At 61.0% G+C, this 18,057-nt stretch carries 17 protein-coding genes; 13 read left to right on the top strand and 4 right to left on the bottom strand.

The genetic code is table 11. The annotated features are described in order from the left end of the window. Positions 1-140 precede the first annotated feature (140 nt). The 10 genes from KF794_11115 (at position 141) to ettA (ending at position 12,187) form a co-directional block, all read left to right on the top strand. Entirely contained in the window at positions 141-947 is an 807-nt protein-coding gene (locus KF794_11115) for an FHA domain-containing protein (GenBank protein QYK44329.1), read from the top strand. A gap of 6 nt (positions 948-953) precedes the next feature. Beyond that, the gene (locus tag KF794_11110; protein QYK44328.1) at positions 954-1,706 is read left to right on the top strand and encodes an FHA domain-containing protein; all 753 of its coding nucleotides are present in this window, start codon (positions 954-956) and stop codon (positions 1,704-1,706) included. 21 nt (positions 1,707-1,727) lie between these two features. After that, a complete protein-coding gene (locus KF794_11105) occupies positions 1,728-3,773 on the top strand; it encodes an FHA domain-containing protein (protein ID QYK44327.1) in 2,046 nt (681 codons plus the stop codon). Positions 3,774-3,816: 43 nt separating this feature from the next. After that, a complete protein-coding gene (locus KF794_11100; protein ID QYK44326.1) occupies positions 3,817-4,290 on the top strand; it encodes a hypothetical protein in 474 nt (157 codons plus the stop codon). Further along, positions 4,287-6,140, top strand: a complete 1,854-nt coding sequence (locus KF794_11095; protein ID QYK44325.1) for a VWA domain-containing protein — start codon at positions 4,287-4,289, stop codon at positions 6,138-6,140. The genes KF794_11100 and KF794_11095 overlap by 4 nt, the downstream gene beginning before the upstream one ends. Positions 6,141-6,170: 30 nt before the next feature. Beyond that, entirely contained in the window at positions 6,171-6,809 is a 639-nt protein-coding gene (locus KF794_11090) for an FHA domain-containing protein (protein ID QYK44324.1), read from the top strand. Further along, positions 6,806-8,326 (top strand): protein phosphatase 2C domain-containing protein, encoded by a 1,521-nt coding sequence (locus tag KF794_11085; protein ID QYK44323.1) that lies wholly within the window; start codon positions 6,806-6,808, stop codon positions 8,324-8,326. The genes KF794_11090 and KF794_11085 overlap by 4 nt, the downstream gene beginning before the upstream one ends. A 32-nt stretch (positions 8,327-8,358) precedes the next feature. After that, positions 8,359-9,189, top strand: coding sequence for a M15 family metallopeptidase (locus KF794_11080; protein ID QYK44322.1), 831 nt, complete (start codon positions 8,359-8,361; stop codon positions 9,187-9,189). Positions 9,190-9,344: 155 nt separating this feature from the next. Next, on the top strand, positions 9,345-10,448 hold the full coding sequence (locus KF794_11075) for a glycosyltransferase family 4 protein (GenBank protein ID QYK44321.1): 1,104 nt from the start codon (positions 9,345-9,347) through the stop codon (positions 10,446-10,448). An 83-nt stretch (positions 10,449-10,531) separates the two neighbouring features. Continuing rightward, the gene (gene ettA, locus KF794_11070) at positions 10,532-12,187 is read left to right on the top strand and encodes an energy-dependent translational throttle protein EttA (GenBank protein QYK44320.1); all 1,656 of its coding nucleotides are present in this window, start codon (positions 10,532-10,534) and stop codon (positions 12,185-12,187) included. A 29-nt stretch (positions 12,188-12,216) separates the two neighbouring features. Here ettA and KF794_11065 read toward each other — a convergent pair whose 3' ends face one another. Beyond that, positions 12,217-12,666 (bottom strand): winged helix-turn-helix transcriptional regulator, encoded by a 450-nt coding sequence (locus tag KF794_11065; GenBank protein QYK44319.1) that lies wholly within the window; start codon positions 12,664-12,666, stop codon positions 12,217-12,219. 85 nt (positions 12,667-12,751) lie between these two features. Here KF794_11065 and KF794_11060 point away from each other — a divergent pair, with 85 nt between their 5' ends. Continuing rightward, positions 12,752-13,279: a PaaI family thioesterase gene (locus KF794_11060; GenBank protein ID QYK44318.1), complete on the top strand. Its 528-nt coding sequence runs from the start codon at positions 12,752-12,754 to the stop codon at positions 13,277-13,279. 9 nt (positions 13,280-13,288) lie between these two features. On the opposite strand, the gene KF794_11055 is transcribed toward KF794_11060, so the two are convergent. Genes KF794_11055 through KF794_11045 form a run of 3 tightly spaced genes read right to left on the bottom strand, consistent with a single transcriptional unit; the run spans position 13,289 to position 16,011 of the window. Continuing rightward, entirely contained in the window at positions 13,289-14,071 is a 783-nt protein-coding gene (locus tag KF794_11055; protein ID QYK44317.1) for an SGNH/GDSL hydrolase family protein, read from the bottom strand. After that, positions 14,068-14,817: an SGNH/GDSL hydrolase family protein gene (locus KF794_11050; GenBank protein ID QYK44316.1), complete on the bottom strand. Its 750-nt coding sequence runs from the start codon at positions 14,815-14,817 to the stop codon at positions 14,068-14,070. Before KF794_11050 ends, KF794_11055 begins: the two co-directional genes overlap by 4 nt. Positions 14,818-14,847: 30 nt before the next feature. Beyond that, positions 14,848-16,011 (bottom strand): OpgC domain-containing protein, encoded by a 1,164-nt coding sequence (locus KF794_11045; protein QYK44315.1) that lies wholly within the window; start codon positions 16,009-16,011, stop codon positions 14,848-14,850. A gap of 159 nt (positions 16,012-16,170) precedes the next feature. Here KF794_11045 and KF794_11040 point away from each other — a divergent pair, with 159 nt between their 5' ends. Next, positions 16,171-17,175 (top strand): metalloregulator ArsR/SmtB family transcription factor, encoded by a 1,005-nt coding sequence (locus KF794_11040; protein QYK44314.1) that lies wholly within the window; start codon positions 16,171-16,173, stop codon positions 17,173-17,175. Beyond that, positions 17,175-18,044 (top strand): methylenetetrahydrofolate reductase [NAD(P)H], encoded by an 870-nt coding sequence (metF, locus tag KF794_11035; GenBank protein ID QYK44313.1) that lies wholly within the window; start codon positions 17,175-17,177, stop codon positions 18,042-18,044. The genes KF794_11040 and metF overlap by 1 nt, the downstream gene beginning before the upstream one ends. Positions 18,045-18,057 lie beyond the last annotated feature (13 nt).

Below are 18,057 nucleotides of genomic sequence, written 5' to 3'. Positions count from 1 at the left end.
GTAAGCCGTTGCTTTCCGCCAGTTTTGGCGACTATTCTTTTGGGGCCGGGGGGCTCTCAACAAGACGCGCTCGTGCGGGAAAATTCTGACCTCGCCGCCAGGGAAAGCAGCTTCCGGGTGGCCAACGCGAAGCGACAAACATGGACGACTTCGTCGATGTCGAGATGATCAAGGACGGGCAGCGGACGCACGGCCGTCACAAGCTGCCGCTAAAAATTGGTCGCGGGAACGGCAATACTATCCGCATCGGCCACGAGCCGAATGATCAGACCATTTCGCGCTTGCATACTGTTGTCGATTTGAGTGGCGGTCACCTGCAGATCACCGACAAGAGCACGAACGGGACGAATTTCAACGGCCGGATCATGAAGACCGGGGAGACGCAGGCGCTCGCCGACGGCGGCACGTTCGAAGTGCGCGGACACCAGTTCCGGGTCTCCCGCGTCCAGCGCGATCCCAACGCGCCGGTGGTATTTTATGTGGTGGCCGAGGGCGGCGGCAACGAGAAGGCGTTTCCGATCGGCGAAAGCCTGCTGCTCGTCATCAAGAGCGGGGACCGCATCCGCTTCGAGGAAGCGCCGTTCTCGGAAGACACCAATTATACCGACATCATCGCGCGCCAGCGCCTCGACGGCGAGCAGTTGCTCGGCATGATCTTCAAGGGCGGCAAACTTGGCGTATTGCGGGCGGCCGCAGAGCCTGCCGCCAGAATCAACATCAATAATCACCTCGATGTGAGGGGAGGATCGCACGAACTGCGTCCTCTCGATGTTGTGAACTTCGGAGGGGTCTCGGTCGACATCATGTTACCCGACATGAAGGCCAGCCGGTGCCACAATCATACCTGCCGCCTGCTCAATCCGTATGACCCGCACGGAAATTGCAGGTGGTGCGGCCACCGCCTGACCGAAAGCGAAACCCGGTTCGTACTCAAAAAGAAGCGTTGATGTTTCATGCAAACGATTGAAATCGAAGTTTCCCGGAACGGAGAACGTGCGACACGCTCATTCCGCTTGCCGGTCCGCATCGGACGCGGCGCCGAAAACGAAATCCGCATCGGTCATGATCCCGAAGACCGGTCGATTTCGCGCACCCATGCGGTGATCGAGGAGTCCGGTGGCCGGATAACGATCACCGACAAAAGCACCAACGGCATGTCGCTGAACGGCAGCCGGATGAAGTCCGGGCAGGCTACCGAGCTTGCCAGCGGCGGCCGCTTCGAGATCGGCCAGCACAAGTTCAAGGTGAGCGTGCCGGAAGCCAGTCGCGGCGCCGGCGGCGAGTTCTTCGTGAAGGTAGGCGAGGGCAAGAACGCGAAGCGCTTCGAAATCGGCAAACAGACGCTCGGCGCGTTCAAGGACGGCAACAGGATCGTATTCGAGCGCGGCGAACACATCGATGCCAACAGCGGACCGGGACAGTTGCTCGGCACCATTTCCACGGGCGGCAAATTCGGCGTGCTGACGACTTATGGCGAGCGCGGCGTGAAGCTGAACAACGCCGAGTGCCCGCCGGATAAAAGTTTCCATTTGCACGCGCTGGACGTCGTCAACTTCCACGGTATCGCCGCCGACATTCTGGTGGAGAACAGCAAGGCGACCCGCTGCCACAACTGCGAACTGCTGAACGCGCACGACTGGCACGGCAACTGCCGCTGGTGCGGACACCGTCTGACCGAGCACCTCGGTACCGTCATCCTGAGATAAACACGCCTTCCGGAGAAAACGATGATCAGATTTCCCATCCTGCTCGACATCTATCAGCGCGGCGAAGGCCCGCTGAAGCGCGTCGAACGAATCTCCCTGCCGGAGGTCGGCGACTATGCGATCGGCAGGACCGACGACAACCAGATCATGCTGGACGCGCCCGAAGTCTCGCGCAGGCACGCGATGCTTGTCGTGCGCGAAGACGGCATGGCAGTTGCCGACCGCGGCAGCACCAACCGCACTTATATCGGTGACGCCGAAGTAGACCAGGAGAAGTGGGACGGCGCGCTCCCGATCCGGATCGCGCAGTTCGAAATCCATCTGGTGCAGTCTTCGGTTCTCGAAAAGCCCAAGCTGGCCGCCGATCCCGGCAGCACGCGGGTCGTCGAACAGGCAGGCGCGGCCACCACCGCCGCTCCCGCGCCGAAGCCGGCGAAACGCGACGAGTCGATCGAGTTCGCCATCGGCGGCAAGAGCGATTCGAAAGAGCTGCGCTTTCCGCGCAACATTTTCACCAGCGAGATGGTCAACGCGCAGGAAATCAAGAGCAGCGAATATTTCGCCGGCGAGGTGATGTATATCTCGGTCGGTGCGGGTCTGGGCAGTTTCGTATGGGCCGATCACCTTCGCATCTTCGGCGTGGGCGCGGGTTCGATCCGTGCCATCGGCGACGACGTCATTCCCTATGCGAACTACCAGCGGCTATGCCGCAACTCGCAGATTCCGCCGCACGAGCGGCTGCGTTCCAATTCGCAATCGACGCCCGACAACATCTGGGGTTTCCCCGGTTACGCGAGCCGCGAGACGTGGAGAGACGTGACTTCCTTCCGTTTCGGCGGCTTCAAGCACATTTTCCAGGTGTTCGGCGAAGCGTCGCTCGCGCAAACCTACACGCCGCGTTCGGGCGATGTGTTCAAGTCGATCGACCGCGAAGCCCAGCGCATCAACTGGCGCGAAATCTTCACGGCCGGCCGCGTGCTCGGCATCCGCAAGACCAACGACGAACGCTATGCGGTCGCTTATCGCGTGCCGGAAGACCAGGCGCGCGGCGGTTCGCGCGAGCGCATCATGATCGGCAAGTTCCTGCATATCTCCACCGGCTATCCGGCGACCCGCTTCACCGAAGACCTGCAGGCGTTCAAGGCGCGCTATCCGGAAGAATCGCGCGTGTTCAACGCCTACGAAAACCATGAAGTCGTGTATCGCGCGCTGGTGAGCGACCAGCGGCCGGTAGGGGTTGTCGTTCGCGGCCGCGGCATCGTCGCTTCGCGCATTATTCAGCGGCTGTTCGAATGCCGCGACAAGAACAAGAACATCACGATCATCCACCAGATGCGAAATCCGGTGGGCCGCAACGAGGGCCTGAAATACGGCCGGACGCGCCGCTACACCTACAACAACATCGAAAATCAGGGCTTCAACTGGCCCAAGTCGACCTGGGGCGGGCAACATCTTCGCGAGACCGAGCGCGCGTCGCCGGAAGAGCGTTCGAAGATTTACGACGCGATCGGCGGCACCACGACCGCCGACCGGCGCGACTGGCGCAACATCATCCAGCTCGGCCTGGGCGACGGCTGGTACAAGCCGGTGTTCGGCCATTTCGAAACGCTCGAACTGGTCAAGACCGATCAGGGCACCAAGATTCAGATGAAGCTGAAGGGTGCAAAGGGCGCGCCGCCGACCGAGGTGCTCGCGGATTACGTGGTCGATTGCACCGGTCTGATCGGCGACGTTACGCATTCGCCGTGTCTGAAAGACCTGCTCGAAACCTACAAGCTGCCGCGCAACGAAATTTTCGGCGGACCGAAGCCGGCTTACGGAGGAATTTTCGTGACGCCGGATTTCGAGATTCCGGGCATGCGCAACGGCACAGGGCGCACCTATGCGGCGGGACAGATTACAGCGCGCGGGCCGATGCCCGGCGTCGATACCTTCCTCGGCATGCAATATTCAGCGCTCCGCTCGGTCGATCATATGGCCACGCTCGGCGCGCCGGAAATTTCACTATTCGGGCCGCTACGCTCGTTCGGTCAATGGATGCGCTGGTGCACGGGACGCGCGCCGTAGAGCGCGCTTCTCCGCATCGGCACTCGAATTTTTGGGGGATTGAATGGTACCGTCTCTGAAAGGCCGCTGGTTGACCCGAATCCTTTTGTTTCTCTGGATCGGCGTTCCGGTCACGTTTCTCTTTTCGCTGTTCGCGGCCGGTCCCGGCAGTCCGCGGCTTCCCTTGCTCGGCTGGCACTACGAGATCGTGCCGTTCCAGATCCTTTCGCTTCTGCTGATCGTCGGGCTGATCATGGACATGGTCTACATCTACTTTCAGCAGTGGCGATGGGAGCGCGACTGGCCGTTCGCGCTCTTCTTTTTCTTCTCGATTATCGAGTTCGTCATCGTGCTCGGCCTGGTGTGGTGGGGCGTGCTCGATTTCGTGCGCCCGCGCAATGCGTCCCCGCACGATTACACTCTTTACGTCATTCATTTCGCTTGCGTCTTTATTCCGTCCTTCATCGCGGTACTCGGTATCATCCAGATTTTCATGATCCGGTGGCGCTTCAAGGGCGGTGAGTGGGGCAGGCTATGATCGCCGCCCGCCGTTTGCGGCCTGCATCTTTCCTCGTTGCAGGAGCGCTGCTGGCCGTTGCGGCGGGTTATTCGGGATCGTTGCTCGCCCAAAGCCCGGCGGTTACTTCGCCGGTCGCCACCAACGTCCGCGACAACATCGCGGGCAAGATCGAGAATATCCAGCGGCGGCAGGTTCGCGGCGGCACCGTGTTCTGCCGCGGCAACCGCGCCGGGCAGCGTCCTACGCTTCGTTGCGATTTGCGTTTCATCGATCCGGTGTCCGTGCTCGGCGTCGAGATCGAGGAACGCGGCAATCCCGCGAACCGCTGGACGGTCGCTTTCCGGCCGCACAACCTCGCCGACGACGAAACCGTTTTTCTCCTGATGGTGGATCGCAGCGATCCGGCCCGCCTCGATACGGTGCGCCGCTCCGCGCGCGATCTCGCGGATATTTTCCGTCAGTCTGGTCCGCGGCAGCGGGTGGCGGTGGCTTCGTTCGACGGCAAACTGGATTTTCTGCAGGATTTCACCACCGACAAGACAGCGGTTGCATCGGCGCTTGAGAAAATTCAGGCCGGCGGCCAGATGACCGATCTCTATCGCCTTTCGATCGAAGGCATGCAGCGCCTTGCGCAAACGCCGGGTCCGCGCAAAGTCCTCGTCATCGCAACCGATGGCAAGGCTGAAGACAAGGACACTACGCTCCAGCAGGTCATCGAGACCGCGCAGCGGCTCAACATCCGCATCGTCACCATCGGCTATTACGAGACGCAGCGCGACCTTACGGCGCTCAAGAGCCTGACGACGCTTGCGGACCAGACGCAAGGTTTCTATGTGCAGTCACCCGGTCCGCGGCTGGCACTCGCGCCGCGCACGAAACTCGATTTTCCGAGACGCCTGATCGCGGGCGTTCTCATCGAGGCGGAAGCGCCGGAGAAGAATATCCCGCAAGCGGTGAACGTGAGTATCCGCCACCCGGAAGGCGGGCGTACATCGTTCAGCACGGTGTTGTCTCCCGGCGTCGCCAGCCCCAGCGTGAACGGCGAGGATCAGGCGACCCCGATGGGGATCGACTACGAAGGCTACTTCAACGAGGTCATTGCCTGGTTTAGCGAAGACATCACCCGCATCGCGGGCGCGCTGATCGCAATTGCGATAATCCTGATTGGCTTCATCATCACGGGTTCGATCCGCCGTTCGGTGCGGCGCCGCAAGGCTGCCGCCGCGAAGCCTGAACCGGTGCCTGCGCCACGCATCCTGCAGGAAGACGCGCCGACCTCGGCACGGCCATCCGGCACCGCGCCGGCGCCCGCGTGGGAGGAGCCGAAAACTTCTGCCGGGCCGGCCAGAGAGGATCCGCGAACGGCGTTCTCCCCGGTCGACGCGCCAACCGCCGCGAGACCTGTCGATGCTCCGACTGCGGCCCGGCCCGTCGATGCACCAACTGCCGCCAGACCGGCCGAAGCGACAACCGCAACGGCTGCAAAGCCGAAAGGCCCGGCCCCTGCGACCCAAATCCGGGAAACGCCCCCGATTGCATTCCTGGAGTTCAACGGCGAACCGGGCACCGTGCCGGTCCGCAAGGAACGGGTCGCGATCGGCCGCGAAACCGATAACGATGTCGTGACCGATCCCAATGAATTGACCGTCTCCCGGCACCATGCGGTGCTATGGGTAGGGGCAGACGGGACGTTCCAGATCATCAACCGGACGAAGGAATATCGCGATCAGATCAATCCGATCCTCGTTAATGGCGCCGCCGTGGAGTCTGGTAAGCTGACGGATGGCGACGTAGTGAAGCTGGGGACCGGCAATTACGGCTTTTTGTTTCGTGATGCCCGCGGCACGACCGCTCCGCGGCGCAGCTAACACTGGTTTTTCAGAACAGGGTGTAACGTCATGACAAATAAAGACGATGACAGCTCTTCGGCTCCGACCCGAATTCGTGAGGTTCGTCCCGCAGGCAAAGCAGCCAGCCCGGAACCCAAGGTGGTAAAGCCGTCGGCTCCTCCGGCGTCTCCGGCATCCCCGCCGCCTCAGATGCAGCAGCCTAAGCCTGCGATGATGGATCACTCCTCGTCCAGCGGTGGCGGCGGTAGCAGCGCGGCAACGCAGATTCGCGGCTATGGTGGCGGCGGACAACACGAAGACACGATGGCGATGGGCAAAATGGAAGATAAAGGCGTATTCGATCCGGTGGTTGGCTGGCTGGTTATTACCGATGGGCCGGGCCGCGGCAAATCCGTGAATGTATTCGCGGGCATGAACAGCGTCGGACGCGGCGCGAACCAGCGCGTGCGTCTGGATTTCGGCGATAGCCAGGTATCCAGCGAAGGTGCCTGCTTCATCACGTTCGAGCCGAAGCGCCGCACTTTCCACATCAGCCACGGCGGTAAGGCCAACATCGTTTACCTGAACGACGAAGCCGTGCTGACGCCGATGCCACTGGCAAGCGGTAATGTAGTTACAATCGGCGATACCAAACTTCGCTTCGTCGCGTTGTGCGGTCCGGACTTCAATTGGGAAGATATGAAATGAATTTTCAGGCTGCCGCCCGGGCAATTACGGGCAGCAAAGACAAGCAGGAAGACGCCTGGAGGGTCTACGACCTGAAAGGCGATGTCGGCGGCGTGGCGCGCAGCGATGTGGGCAGCGCCGTTACCGGCGGCGGCCTGATTCTGGTAGCGGACGGCATCGGCGGTCATCACGGCGGCGAAGTCGCCAGCAAGATTACCGCCGATACCTTCGTGCAGACTTTCTTTTCTCTTTCCGGCAATGCCGAAGACCGTTTGCGCCAGTCATTGAAAGGCGCGAACGACGCTATCGCTGCCGCGCAGGCGAAAGAGCCGGCGTTGAAGGATATGGGCGCTACGCTGGTGGCGGGATTCTTCGAGGACGACCGCATGGCGTTCGTCAGCGTCGGCGACTCGCTGATTTATCGTTATCGCGACGGCGAATTGCATCGCGTCAACATGGATCACTCGTACTTCGAGATCGCGGACCGCGAGGCGCTCGGCAAGGACGATCGCAACCTCTGGCGGGAAGTGATCTCGCGCAAAGGGCGCGACTCCATCACCATCGCAGTGCTCGGCAGGGCGCTCGAGGATTTCGGCCATAGCCCGCAGATCGACACCCGCAAGGTTCTGCCGGGCGATCTGATGATCTTCTCGAGCGACGGTCTCGAGACGCTTTCGCCGGTACAGATTCAGAACTTCATCCGCGAATTGCTGCCGCAGGGTGTCGGCGCCGTCGCCGACGGTCTGATCAAGGCGGTTGATGGCATCGGCGGCAACCGCAACTATCAGGACAATGCGACGCTTGTCGTATTGCAGGCGGATGCGGGTGGCGCGATCTCTACCGCCAAGGTTACGCAAACCGAAGAAGCCGCGAAGACAGCGCCGACTGCACCTATCGCGCCGAAGACGGCGATGATCCCGCCAACGAAGGCGGAGGCGCCGCAGGCCGCCAGCGCATCGGCACGCGCGGCTGCTGGTTCGACAGGCACGATTAGTTCTGCCGCTCGTAGCGGAAAGTGGTCGCCGACGAAATTCGTGCTTCTCATTGCCATTGCTTTGATTGCGGTAGCGGCGGTGCTTTACGGCGTCGGTGTTTTCGGCGGACGCACGCAAACCGATGCGACCAAGATTACGCCGCCTCCTTCGGACACCACCAAGGTCACGCCGGCGCCCGACCAAAAGAATGCGCCGTCGAAGAACTCGGACCGGCCGAATACGGAACGGCAGCGGGAGCGCCAGCAAAGCGACTCGCCCGCACCTCCGAAGCAAGAGAGAACGGCGCCGCCGGCCTCCAGCCCGTCGCCGACCCGCGAGCAGAATTACCTGAATCCGCGTGGTGAGGAACGCAAACCCGTCGTTATTCATCTCGACGGCGGACCCATGCTGCCGCAAGGCGAGGTGGAGGAGTTTTCGTCTTCGGCGTATCCGCGCTCCGGTTATACGGGCAGCAATGGCTACTATGCGCCGGGCATGCGGGAAATCGCTCCGGCCGAGCGCTATGCGCGGTATCGCGCGCCATATGAATACGACTGCGAATAACGCTGGTTCGTGTTTCTGCCCGTGAGCGGGTGATGCGTTTTCGTTCCATGAAGCTTTCAGGAATTGCGCCGCTCGCCGCGGCGCTTTTCGTTTTTCCGTTCGCCGCACCGGCCGCGATGGCGCAGAGCGTGGACAAGGAGCTTGCCGCGCAGGCGATCGCTTCTAGCTATCCGGAGTTTGTAAAGTCAGCGGATGCGGAAAAGATTATATGGCTTGACGGTAGCGAGATGCCGCTCGGCCAAGTGCGCCAGCCCGACCAAGCCGCGAAAATTCTGGAAACGCCGAGCGTCGCCGAGCAGTTTCTGTTCGGCTATCCGCTCAGCGACAGTAAGCCGGAATTGCCGAAGCATGATCCTGGCCGCACCCGCAACGAACTCTTCTTCGTGAAAATATATGGTGATTGCCGCCGCACTGGACTGCGCGGGAAACTGCGAACAATCCGCTGGCTGCCGAAGACCGCACCCCAATCGGTCACGGTTACGACCACGAACGGCATCGACCGCAAGCTGGAAGCAATTTCCGCCGAGATCGAGAAGCTGCCCGTCGAGAAACGGCGCGCAGCGGTGTCGCTTTCCGGCTCCTATGTTTGCCGCGTGATCGCGGGAACGAACCGCCTCAGTATGCATGCGTATGGTGCCGCGCTCGATCTGCATGGGCGCACCGGGCGCTACTGGCGCTGGTCGGGGCTAAGCGAGAAAGCACGCGCCGTTCATTTCGTGCCGCAGGAAGTCATCGAGATCTTCGAGCGTCACGGATTCATCTGGGGCGGCAACTGGTATCACGTTGACAGCATCCATTTCGAATATCGGCCGGAGCTGATCGCCTATGCGCGGCTTCTGAAGGCAAAGTCGCCGCCGCAATAGCGGTGAAAATCCGGCGCGAGAGTTCCTGCTTTCTCTTGCTGCGACAATTTTAGTCTCGCGCTGGGCAATCTTCATGCACTCCGTGCGGGAACGTTTCCTCTCCAGCGCCGTTCGCTTTTCATGTTGCGTCGCAAACAGGAGAGGCGAGGGACAGAATGAAGATCGCGCAAATCAGCCCGTTGATCGAAAGCACGCCGCCGAAACTATATGGCGGAACCGAACGCATGGTTTCCTGGCTCACCGAGGAACTCGTGCGGCAAGGACATGACGTAACGTTGTTTGCGAGTGGCGATTCCGTCACCAATGCAAATTTGGAAGCGATGTGTCCGCAGGCGTTGCGTCTCGACCCACGCGTGAACGACACCAATCCGTATTATCTCGTGATGTTAGATACGTTGCGCCGCCGCGCGCACGAATTCGATATCCTGCATTTTCATATCGACTTCTTCCATTATCCGTTGTTTCGCGACATCGCGAACCGGACGCTGACCACGCTGCACGGACGCCAGGACACGCACGATCTCCAGCCGCTGCATCGTGCATTTCCGCAGATGCCGGTGGCGACGATCTCGGATTCGCAAGCGGAGTTCGTGCGTAGTCGTAATGTTGCGGGCACGGTGTTGCACGGGCTTCCCGAAAATCTGTTCAGGCCGAATTATGAATCCAAGGGCGGTTATCTCGCCTTTCTCGGCCGCATGGCACCGGACAAGCGTCCCGATCGTGCCATCGAGATCGCGCGCAAGCTGCGCATTCCGCTGAAGATGGCTGCCAAGGTCGATGCGGTGGACCGGGAATATTTCGAGCAGAAAATCAAACCACTACTCGACGGTGAAGGCATCGAATTCGTCGGCGAGATCGGAGAGCGCAAGAAGCAGGATTTTCTCGGCAACGCCGCGGCGCTCCTGTTTCCCATCGATTGGCCGGAGCCGTTCGGTCTGGTCATGATCGAGGCGATGGCTTGCGGTACGCCGGTGCTCGCCTTCCAGAACGGCTCGGTGCCGGAAGTGATCGATGATGGGGTTTCCGGTGTGATCGTGAACTCCGTTCGGGAGGCCGTGCAGGCGTTTCCGGAACTGATGGCGATTGACCGCCGCGTGGTGCGCGCGGCATTCGAGCGGCGTTTTACCGTGCGACGCATGGCAGAGGATTATGTCGCGCTCTATCGCAGCCTGCTCGCCAAAGGCACGAACGGGAAACGTCCTGCACAGGGGGCGGGTGCGAAACCGCAAATGCGCATCGCGCGCGCCAGCGAAGGATAACCGGTCAACCTTGCCGAAGACGCCCGCGCTCGCTACATAGCCGCCGCATACTCCCCGAATTCGAACACGGAGCGCGGCGGCGCATGGCGTCCTGGCAATATGTCTATCAGATGATCGGGCTGTCGAAGGCCTATCCCGGCGGGAAAAAGGTCCTCGACAACGTTCACCTCTCGTTTTTCCCAACCGCGAAGATCGGCGTGCTCGGCGTCAACGGCGCCGGCAAATCCACGCTCATGCGCATCATGGCTGGAACCGATAAGGACTTCACCGGCGAGGCTTTCGCAGCCGAGGGCGCGAAGGTCGGCTATCTGCCGCAGGAGCCGCAGCTCGATCCGTCGAAGAACGTGCGCCAGAACGTGATGATCGGCGTCGCCGAGAAGCAGGCGCTGCTCGACCGCTACAACGAACTTGCCGCGAATTACTCCGACGAGACCGCCGACGAAATGGCGAAGTTGCAGGACGAGATCGAGGCCAAGAATCTCTGGGATCTCGATGCGCAGGTCGACCTTGCGATGGATGCGCTGCGCTGCCCGGACGACAACGCGGACGTGAACAATCTCTCCGGCGGCGAAAAACGCCGTGTCGCGTTGTGCCAGCTTCTGTTGTCGGAGCCGGATATTCTGCTGCTCGACGAGCCGACCAACCATCTCGACGCGGAGACGGTTTCGTGGCTCGAGGAATACCTGCGCAATTTCAAGGGCGCGGTGTTGATAGTAACCCACGACCGCTACTTCCTCGATAACGTCACGGGCTGGATTCTCGAACTCGACCGCGGCCGCGGCATTCCCTACGAAGGAAATTATTCTTCGTGGCTGGTGCAGAAACAGAAACGGCTAGAGCAGGAAGGCCGCGAGGAAGAAGCGCGCCAGCGCGCCATCGAGCGCGAGCGCGAATGGATTTCTTCGTCACCGAAAGCGCGGCAGGCCAAGAGCAAGGCGCGTTTCCAGCGCTATGACGAACTGGTCGCCAAGCAGAACGACAAGGCGCCGCAGACCGCGCAGATCATCATTCCGGTTGCGGAGCGGCTCGGCCAGAATGTGGTCGACGCGGAAGCGCTTACCAAGGGTTTCGGCGATCAACTGCTGATCGAGAACCTGAACTTCAAGCTGCCGCCCGGCGGCATTGTCGGCGTGATCGGGCCGAACGGCGCGGGCAAGACCACGCTGTTTCGCATGATCACGGGGCAGGAACACCCAGACAGCGGCACCATCAAGATCGGCGACAGCGTGAAGCTGGGCTACGTCGACCAGAGCCGCGACTCCCTCGACGGCAACAAGAACGTCTGGGAGGAAATCTCCGGCGGCGACGAGATCATCAAGCTCGGCGCAAGGGAAATGCACAGCCGCGCCTATGTCTCGGCGTTCAACTTCAAGGGCGGCGACCAGCAGAAGAAGGTCGGCTCGCTCTCCGGCGGCGAACGCAACCGCGTGCATCTCGCGAAGATGTTGCGCTCGCACGCGAACGTGCTGCTGCTCGACGAACCGACCAACGACCTCGACGTCGATACGCTGCGCGCGCTGGAAGAGGCGCTGGAGGATTTCGCGGGCTGCGCCGTGATCATCAGCCACGATCGTTTCTTCCTCGATCGTATCGCGACCCATATTCTCGCCTTCGAGGGCGACAGCCATGTCGAGTGGTTCGAGGGCAACTTCCAGGATTACGAGGCTGACAAGAAACGCCGCCTCGGCGCAGCTGCGGAAATCCCGCACCGGATCAAATACAAGAAGTTCACGCGCTGATAAAAAGCCCCGGATTATCCGGGGCTTTTTTATCTCTTCTCCGCGTAATCCGCCTTCACGACCTGGCGCAGCAGTTTTGATAACGCAATGGCGTTCTCGACGCCGATGGCTTTTTCGAAACTCGTTTGCGCGTCGCCCCAGCTGTCCATCGCCTGGAGCGCAATGGTTTCACCTTTCTTCGTCAGGACCAGCTTTTTCGTGCGGCGGTCGTCCTTGCCGGCTTCGATGGCGATGAAGCCATCGCGCTGCAAGGGCCGCATATTGCGTCCCAGCGTGGTGCGATCCAGCACCATAATTTCCGCAAGTTCGTTGATGGTCTTCGGGCCGACATAACGGAGCGTGGTCAGCACCGAGAGCTGCGAAATGCGAAGGCCGCTGGCCGCAAGCGCCTGGTCGAAGTGCTGCGTCGCTACCCGTGCCGCCTGCCGGAGAATGGTGCAGGCGCAGCGGTGAATGTCGTTCCGTTTCGCTTTGGGCATGGCAGGTCTGCGCTGGACAAGAGCGTATATGCGCTCATAATGAGTGCATATACGCTTTTGTCAACGAGCAGTGCGGGAGGCCGGCATGAATGTGCAATCGAATGCACAGGCGAATTCAGGGGAGCGGACGCGGACCTTCCAATGGAAGGATCCGAAACAGAGCGCGGGGCTGGTCCTGACCATGCCGGGCCTTGAGTTTCTCCAGAAAATCCGCGACCGCGAAATCCCGAACCCGCCGATAACCGACACGCTCGATTTCGACCTGACGGTGGTGGAGCCGGGCTTTGTTGTGTTCGAGATCGAGCCAAAAGAGTTTCACTACAATCCGATCGGCACGGTGCATGGCGGTGTCGCGCTGACGCTGATGGATTCCGCTATGAGCTGCGCCGTGCAGACGACATTGCCCGCAGGCACCGGCTACACGACGCTGGAACTGAAGCTGAACTTCGTGCGCGGCATCACGGCGAAGACCGGTAGGTTGCGTGCGGAAGGCAAGGTAGTCCACTCTGGCGCGCGTACCGCAATCGCGGAAGGACGGCTGATCGACAAGGATGACAAGCTCTACGCGCACGCGACGACGACGTGCTTCATCATTCAGGGCGAGAAAAAGTAAGCGGAGAGATTACGGGCGGAATGCCGGGGTGCTGCCGGCGAACTGGGTGCCACCCTGCGTCGCGGAAATGGCGATCGCCTGCGAGAGCGCTTCTGCCCAACAAGCATAGCTCCAGTCATTCATATGAAAGAGGTCTGCGGATAGGAATGCCTCGAACGGAATGTGGCGGACTTCCCTCCATTCCTTCATTTGCGCCCAGCGGTGATAGACCGGCACCTTCTCTTCGCGGGCGATAGTGCGGATGAGTTCGACCATCGGCTCGGCATCGGGGTCTTTCAGAACCTTGGGCGCATATTGCGGGTCGATCAGCACGACATCGGCACCGATTGCGCGCAGGCGGCGCAGGCCGTCGCGCATCACGTCGCCTTCGCGGGTGATGCCATCGGAGTTCAGCAGCGCATTGGTGCCAACCTGCCAGAGCACGAGATCGGGATTGGCGGCGCGGATATCTTCCTCGAAGCGTGCCAGCATTTCGCGGTCGACGGCACCGCTCATGCCGCGGTTGATGACGCGGAAGGCGATGCCGGGGAAGCGGGCCTTCAGGCGCTTCTCAAGCTGGCTCGGATAATTCTGTTCGATGGTAGTCGCGCCGACGCCGGCGGTGGAAGACGAACCCATCGCGACAATGGTGATGGTTTCGCGGTTCGCAACGCGCTCGGCGACGCGCGCAAGCGGCGCGGAAAGGCGCGTGTAATCCGTGCTGGGGGCGCATTGCGGCACGGTCTCGGCAAGAGCCGCGGGCGCGAGGCCGAGCAGGGCGCCCGCCACAATAAGGAAATGCTGAATCTTCATTGGCGGAGCTTTGCGATCTCCGCGAAAGAAGCCGCACGCGAAACATATTCCGCGAGATTGCGGCCGAGGCAGCGGTGTACCGCCTCGAAGGTGCCGTCGTTCTTCAGAGCCGCGAAATCGAAGACTTCGTTTTCATGCCACTGGCGCATCATGTCGTAGCGGTTGAACAGCGGCACGTCGGCATAGGATGCGACCCGGCGGATGCGTTCGTTCAGCGATCCCGAATTGGTCACGAACGAAGTACGCGGGCTGAATTGCGGATTGACTAGCAGGACGTCGGCGCCGGTCTTTCGGATCATCTCTATACCGGCTTCCAGCTTCCGCTCGTACTTGTCAGGGTCCATGCCGGTAATCGCCTCGACGACTCCGGTCTGCCAGATCACCAGCGCAGGCTTCGCGGTTTCGAGCGCTTTCGGAAGCGCTGCGAGAATATCCTTGATGCCTTTGCGCGGCTCCGAATGAATGGTCACGCGGATTTCGTAATTGGGCAGCCGCTCACGCAACGCGGCCTCGAAGAACATTGGATAGGAGCGCAGCTTCTCACCCATACGGGTTTGCGATGGCGCGCTGGAAACGATCAGGATCTGGAGCGACTTGTTCGTGCGCAGCGAGACTGCTGCGCGAGGAGTCTTGAAGTACGGCTCGACAAAATAATCCGGCACCGCGCATTTATCGTCCTGCGCGGCAACCATTCCTGTCGAGAGAAGGAGCGGAAACAGCGCCGCTCCAAGCATTCTGGCCCGCATGGGGCCCCCGTGGCATCTTTATACCAAAGTCTAAGCCGCCAGGTTCTTCGGTGCCCGGCTTTGCATCTTCTTATACCACGTCATGATGCCTGCAAGGGCAATCATGATCAGGATACCCGCAAGGCTAATAAGGACCTGAAAACCGATCCGGGCGGATATTTCGATCATCAAAATATGCGCGGTAAATGACAGAAATACCCCGAGGCAGAAGATTTCCAGCGAGTGTTCGCCGCATAGAATCAACGGCTTGGCCCATTCGCTGCGCAAAAACTGTGCATCCGCGGGCACGAAGCGAACGACGACCGCGGTGAGAACAAGGAAGTGGGCAAGGCGGAAGGGGTCCAGCCCGGTCTTGTCCAACGGGAAGATCAGAAGCCAGTCGGGGTATATCTCTAGCGGCATTCCTAAATTGGCGGAAAGCTGCATTCCGCAAGCGAACAGCAGGTAAATCACGCCGAGAATCAGCAGCCAGTTGGAGCGCAACAGCCAGTCCACCTGCTTTACCGCTCCAACCCCGCACCAAGCGCCAATGACGAACAAGAACTGCCAGGCAAAGGGGCTGAAGAACCACGTCTTGTCCGCGGGATACCCCGGCAAATTCCATCCGAAGTAACGGGCGGCGAGATAGACCAGGAAGGAAAGGCCGAGTGCGATATTCGGCGCCCGCAGCAATAGCCAGAGAATCAGCGGAAACACCGCCATCAGCACGATGTAGAGCGGCAAGACGTCCACGTTGGCCGGCAGGAAGCGCAGGAACAGCGCCTCGACGATCACCACTTCCGGCCGCTGCAGGAAGTGCAGGAGATTCATCTCCTCCACGTAGAGCGGATTTTCAAAGCGCGCGGAGACCCATGAAATCTGCGCGAGATAGATCATGAACAAGAAGATGAAGGCGACGTAGATCTGCCAGGCCCGTTTCAGGATGCGGGCGCCCGCAACCGTGAAACCGCGCTCCAGCATCACGCGTCCGTAGACGAAAGCGGCGGTATAGCCGGAGATGAACACGAACATCTCCGCGGCATCGCTGAAACCGAAGTTGCGGGTCGTGAACCAGCCCACGAAGTTGGACGGGACATGGTTCAGGAAGATCAGCCACAGCGCGAGGCCGCGGAAAAAATCCAGCCGCAGGTCGCGGGTTTTCGGCGGCAACGTGATGGTGCCGGCCGGAATCGCCAGCGACAATGGATTGGCCATACCCCGACACTAGTAGAGGGTTTTGACCCTGAAAATACGGGGTTTGCATTGTTTTCCCGGCCTTTACGGTAGCGGCTTGCTTACCCATACTTAATCACATAAAGATATCCTTATGTGATCTGCGGGCCATTGGCCCGCCTTCTTGAGCAGGGTTCTGGCGTGGTCCGGAAGAAAGCCGCCTCCAATTTCGACGAACTCCTCAGCGGGCTGAAGGCCGCGGCGGAGGACACGCGTCTGCGGCTGCTTGCGTTGCTCGATCAGGCGGAACTCACCGTCTCGGACCTCACCGACATTCTCGGCCAGTCGCAGCCGCGCATTTCCCGTCACCTGAAGCTGCTCGCGGAAGCGGGCATCGTCGAGCGGTTCCGCGAAGCGAGCTGGGCGTTCTATCGCCGCGCTAACGACGGCGCCGGTGCGCCGCTCGCCGATGCGATTTTGAAACTCGCGGACAGTTCGGACCCGGTGTTCGAGCGCGACCGCGAACGCCTTGCGCAGGTGCGCGCTGCACGGCAGGCGGCGGCCCAGAATTATTTCCGCAAGCATGCCGCGCGCTGGGACGAATTGCGCAAGCTGCATGTTTCGGAAGCCGCAGTCGAGGCTGCGGTGCGTGAAGCCTTCACGGGCAAGCGCATCGACTCGCTGCTCGATCTCGGTACGGGAACGGGACGTATCCTCGAACTGTTCGGGCCGGAGATTTCGCGCGGCGTCGGCATCGACCTCAACCCGGAGATGCTGCAATTCGCGCGCGCCAATCTCGACCGCGCTGGACTGAAGAACTGCTCGGTGCGGCAGGGCGACCTGTTCAATCTGCCGTTCCCGCGCGACTCGTTCGACGCCATCGTGCTGCATCAGGTCCTGCATTATCTCGACGACGGTGCGCGGGCGATCCGCGAGGCGGCGCGGGTACTGCGTCCGGGCGGCCGTCTTGTGGTCGTGGACTTCGCGCCGCATAAACTCGAATTCCTGCGCGACGAACACGCGCATCGCCGTCTTGGCTTCGCGCCGGACGCCATTGAGCAATGGCTGAAGGAAGCCGGTCTCGAATTCGACCGCCATCGCGAACTCGCGGCGGAAAAGAAATCCGATAGCGCACTCACGGTCTCGGTCTGGGCCGCGCGCGATCCAAGAATAATGCTCGCAGAGCAGGGGCGGGAGGTTGCGTGATGAGTAAGGATATTCAGGTCTCGTTCGAATTCTTCCCGCCGAAAACGGATGATATGGAGAAGACCCTGTGGTCTTCCATCGCGCGGCTCGCCGCGCTGAATCCGCGTTTCGTCTCCGTCACCTATGGCGCGGGCGGCTCCACGCGCGAGCGCACCCACGGCACGATTGCGCGCATCCTGCGCGAGACTTCTCTCACTCCCGCCGCGCATCTGACCTGTGTAGGCGCCACGCGCGCGGAAACGGACGAGGTCGTGCGCGATTACTGGAAGGAAGGCGTGCGCCACATCGTGGCGCTGCGTGGCGATCCGGTGACTGGCGCGGGCACGAAGTTCGAACCGCATCCGGGCGGCTATTCCGGCAGTCCGGAACTGATCGAGGGTATCCGCAAGATCGGCGACTTCGAGGTTTCGGTTTCTGCTTACCCGGAGAAGCATCCCGACAGCCCGTCGTTCGACGCCGAAATCGACCTGCTGAAGCGCAAGGTGGATGCGGGCGCGACGCGCGCGATCACGCAATTCTTCTTCGGCAACGATCTCTATTTCCGCTATCTCGAACGCGTGCGCGCGGCGGGGATCAATATTCCCGTCGTGCCAGGAATCCTTCCCGTTCTGAATTTCGCACAGGTGAAGAAGTTCGCGCAGCCCTGCGGCACGACCGTTCCGCAATGGCTGGCGGACCGCTTCGCAGGCCTGGAGAACGACGCGGAAACGCGCAAGCTGGTTTCCGCCACCGTCACCGCTGAGCAGGTCAACGACCTGCGCGAGCGCGGCGTAAGCGAATTCCACTTTTACACATTGAACCGTTCCGAACTCGTGTTCGCGATCTGTCATCTTCTCGGCATCCGGCCCGTAAACGCGGCCGCCGCCTGAATACTGGAATGAA

This window comes from Xanthobacteraceae bacterium (genome assembly GCA_019454205.1).
Taxonomy (GTDB): Bacteria; Pseudomonadota; Alphaproteobacteria; order Rhizobiales; family Xanthobacteraceae.
This window is presented reverse-complemented; position numbering and strand designations above follow the sequence as displayed.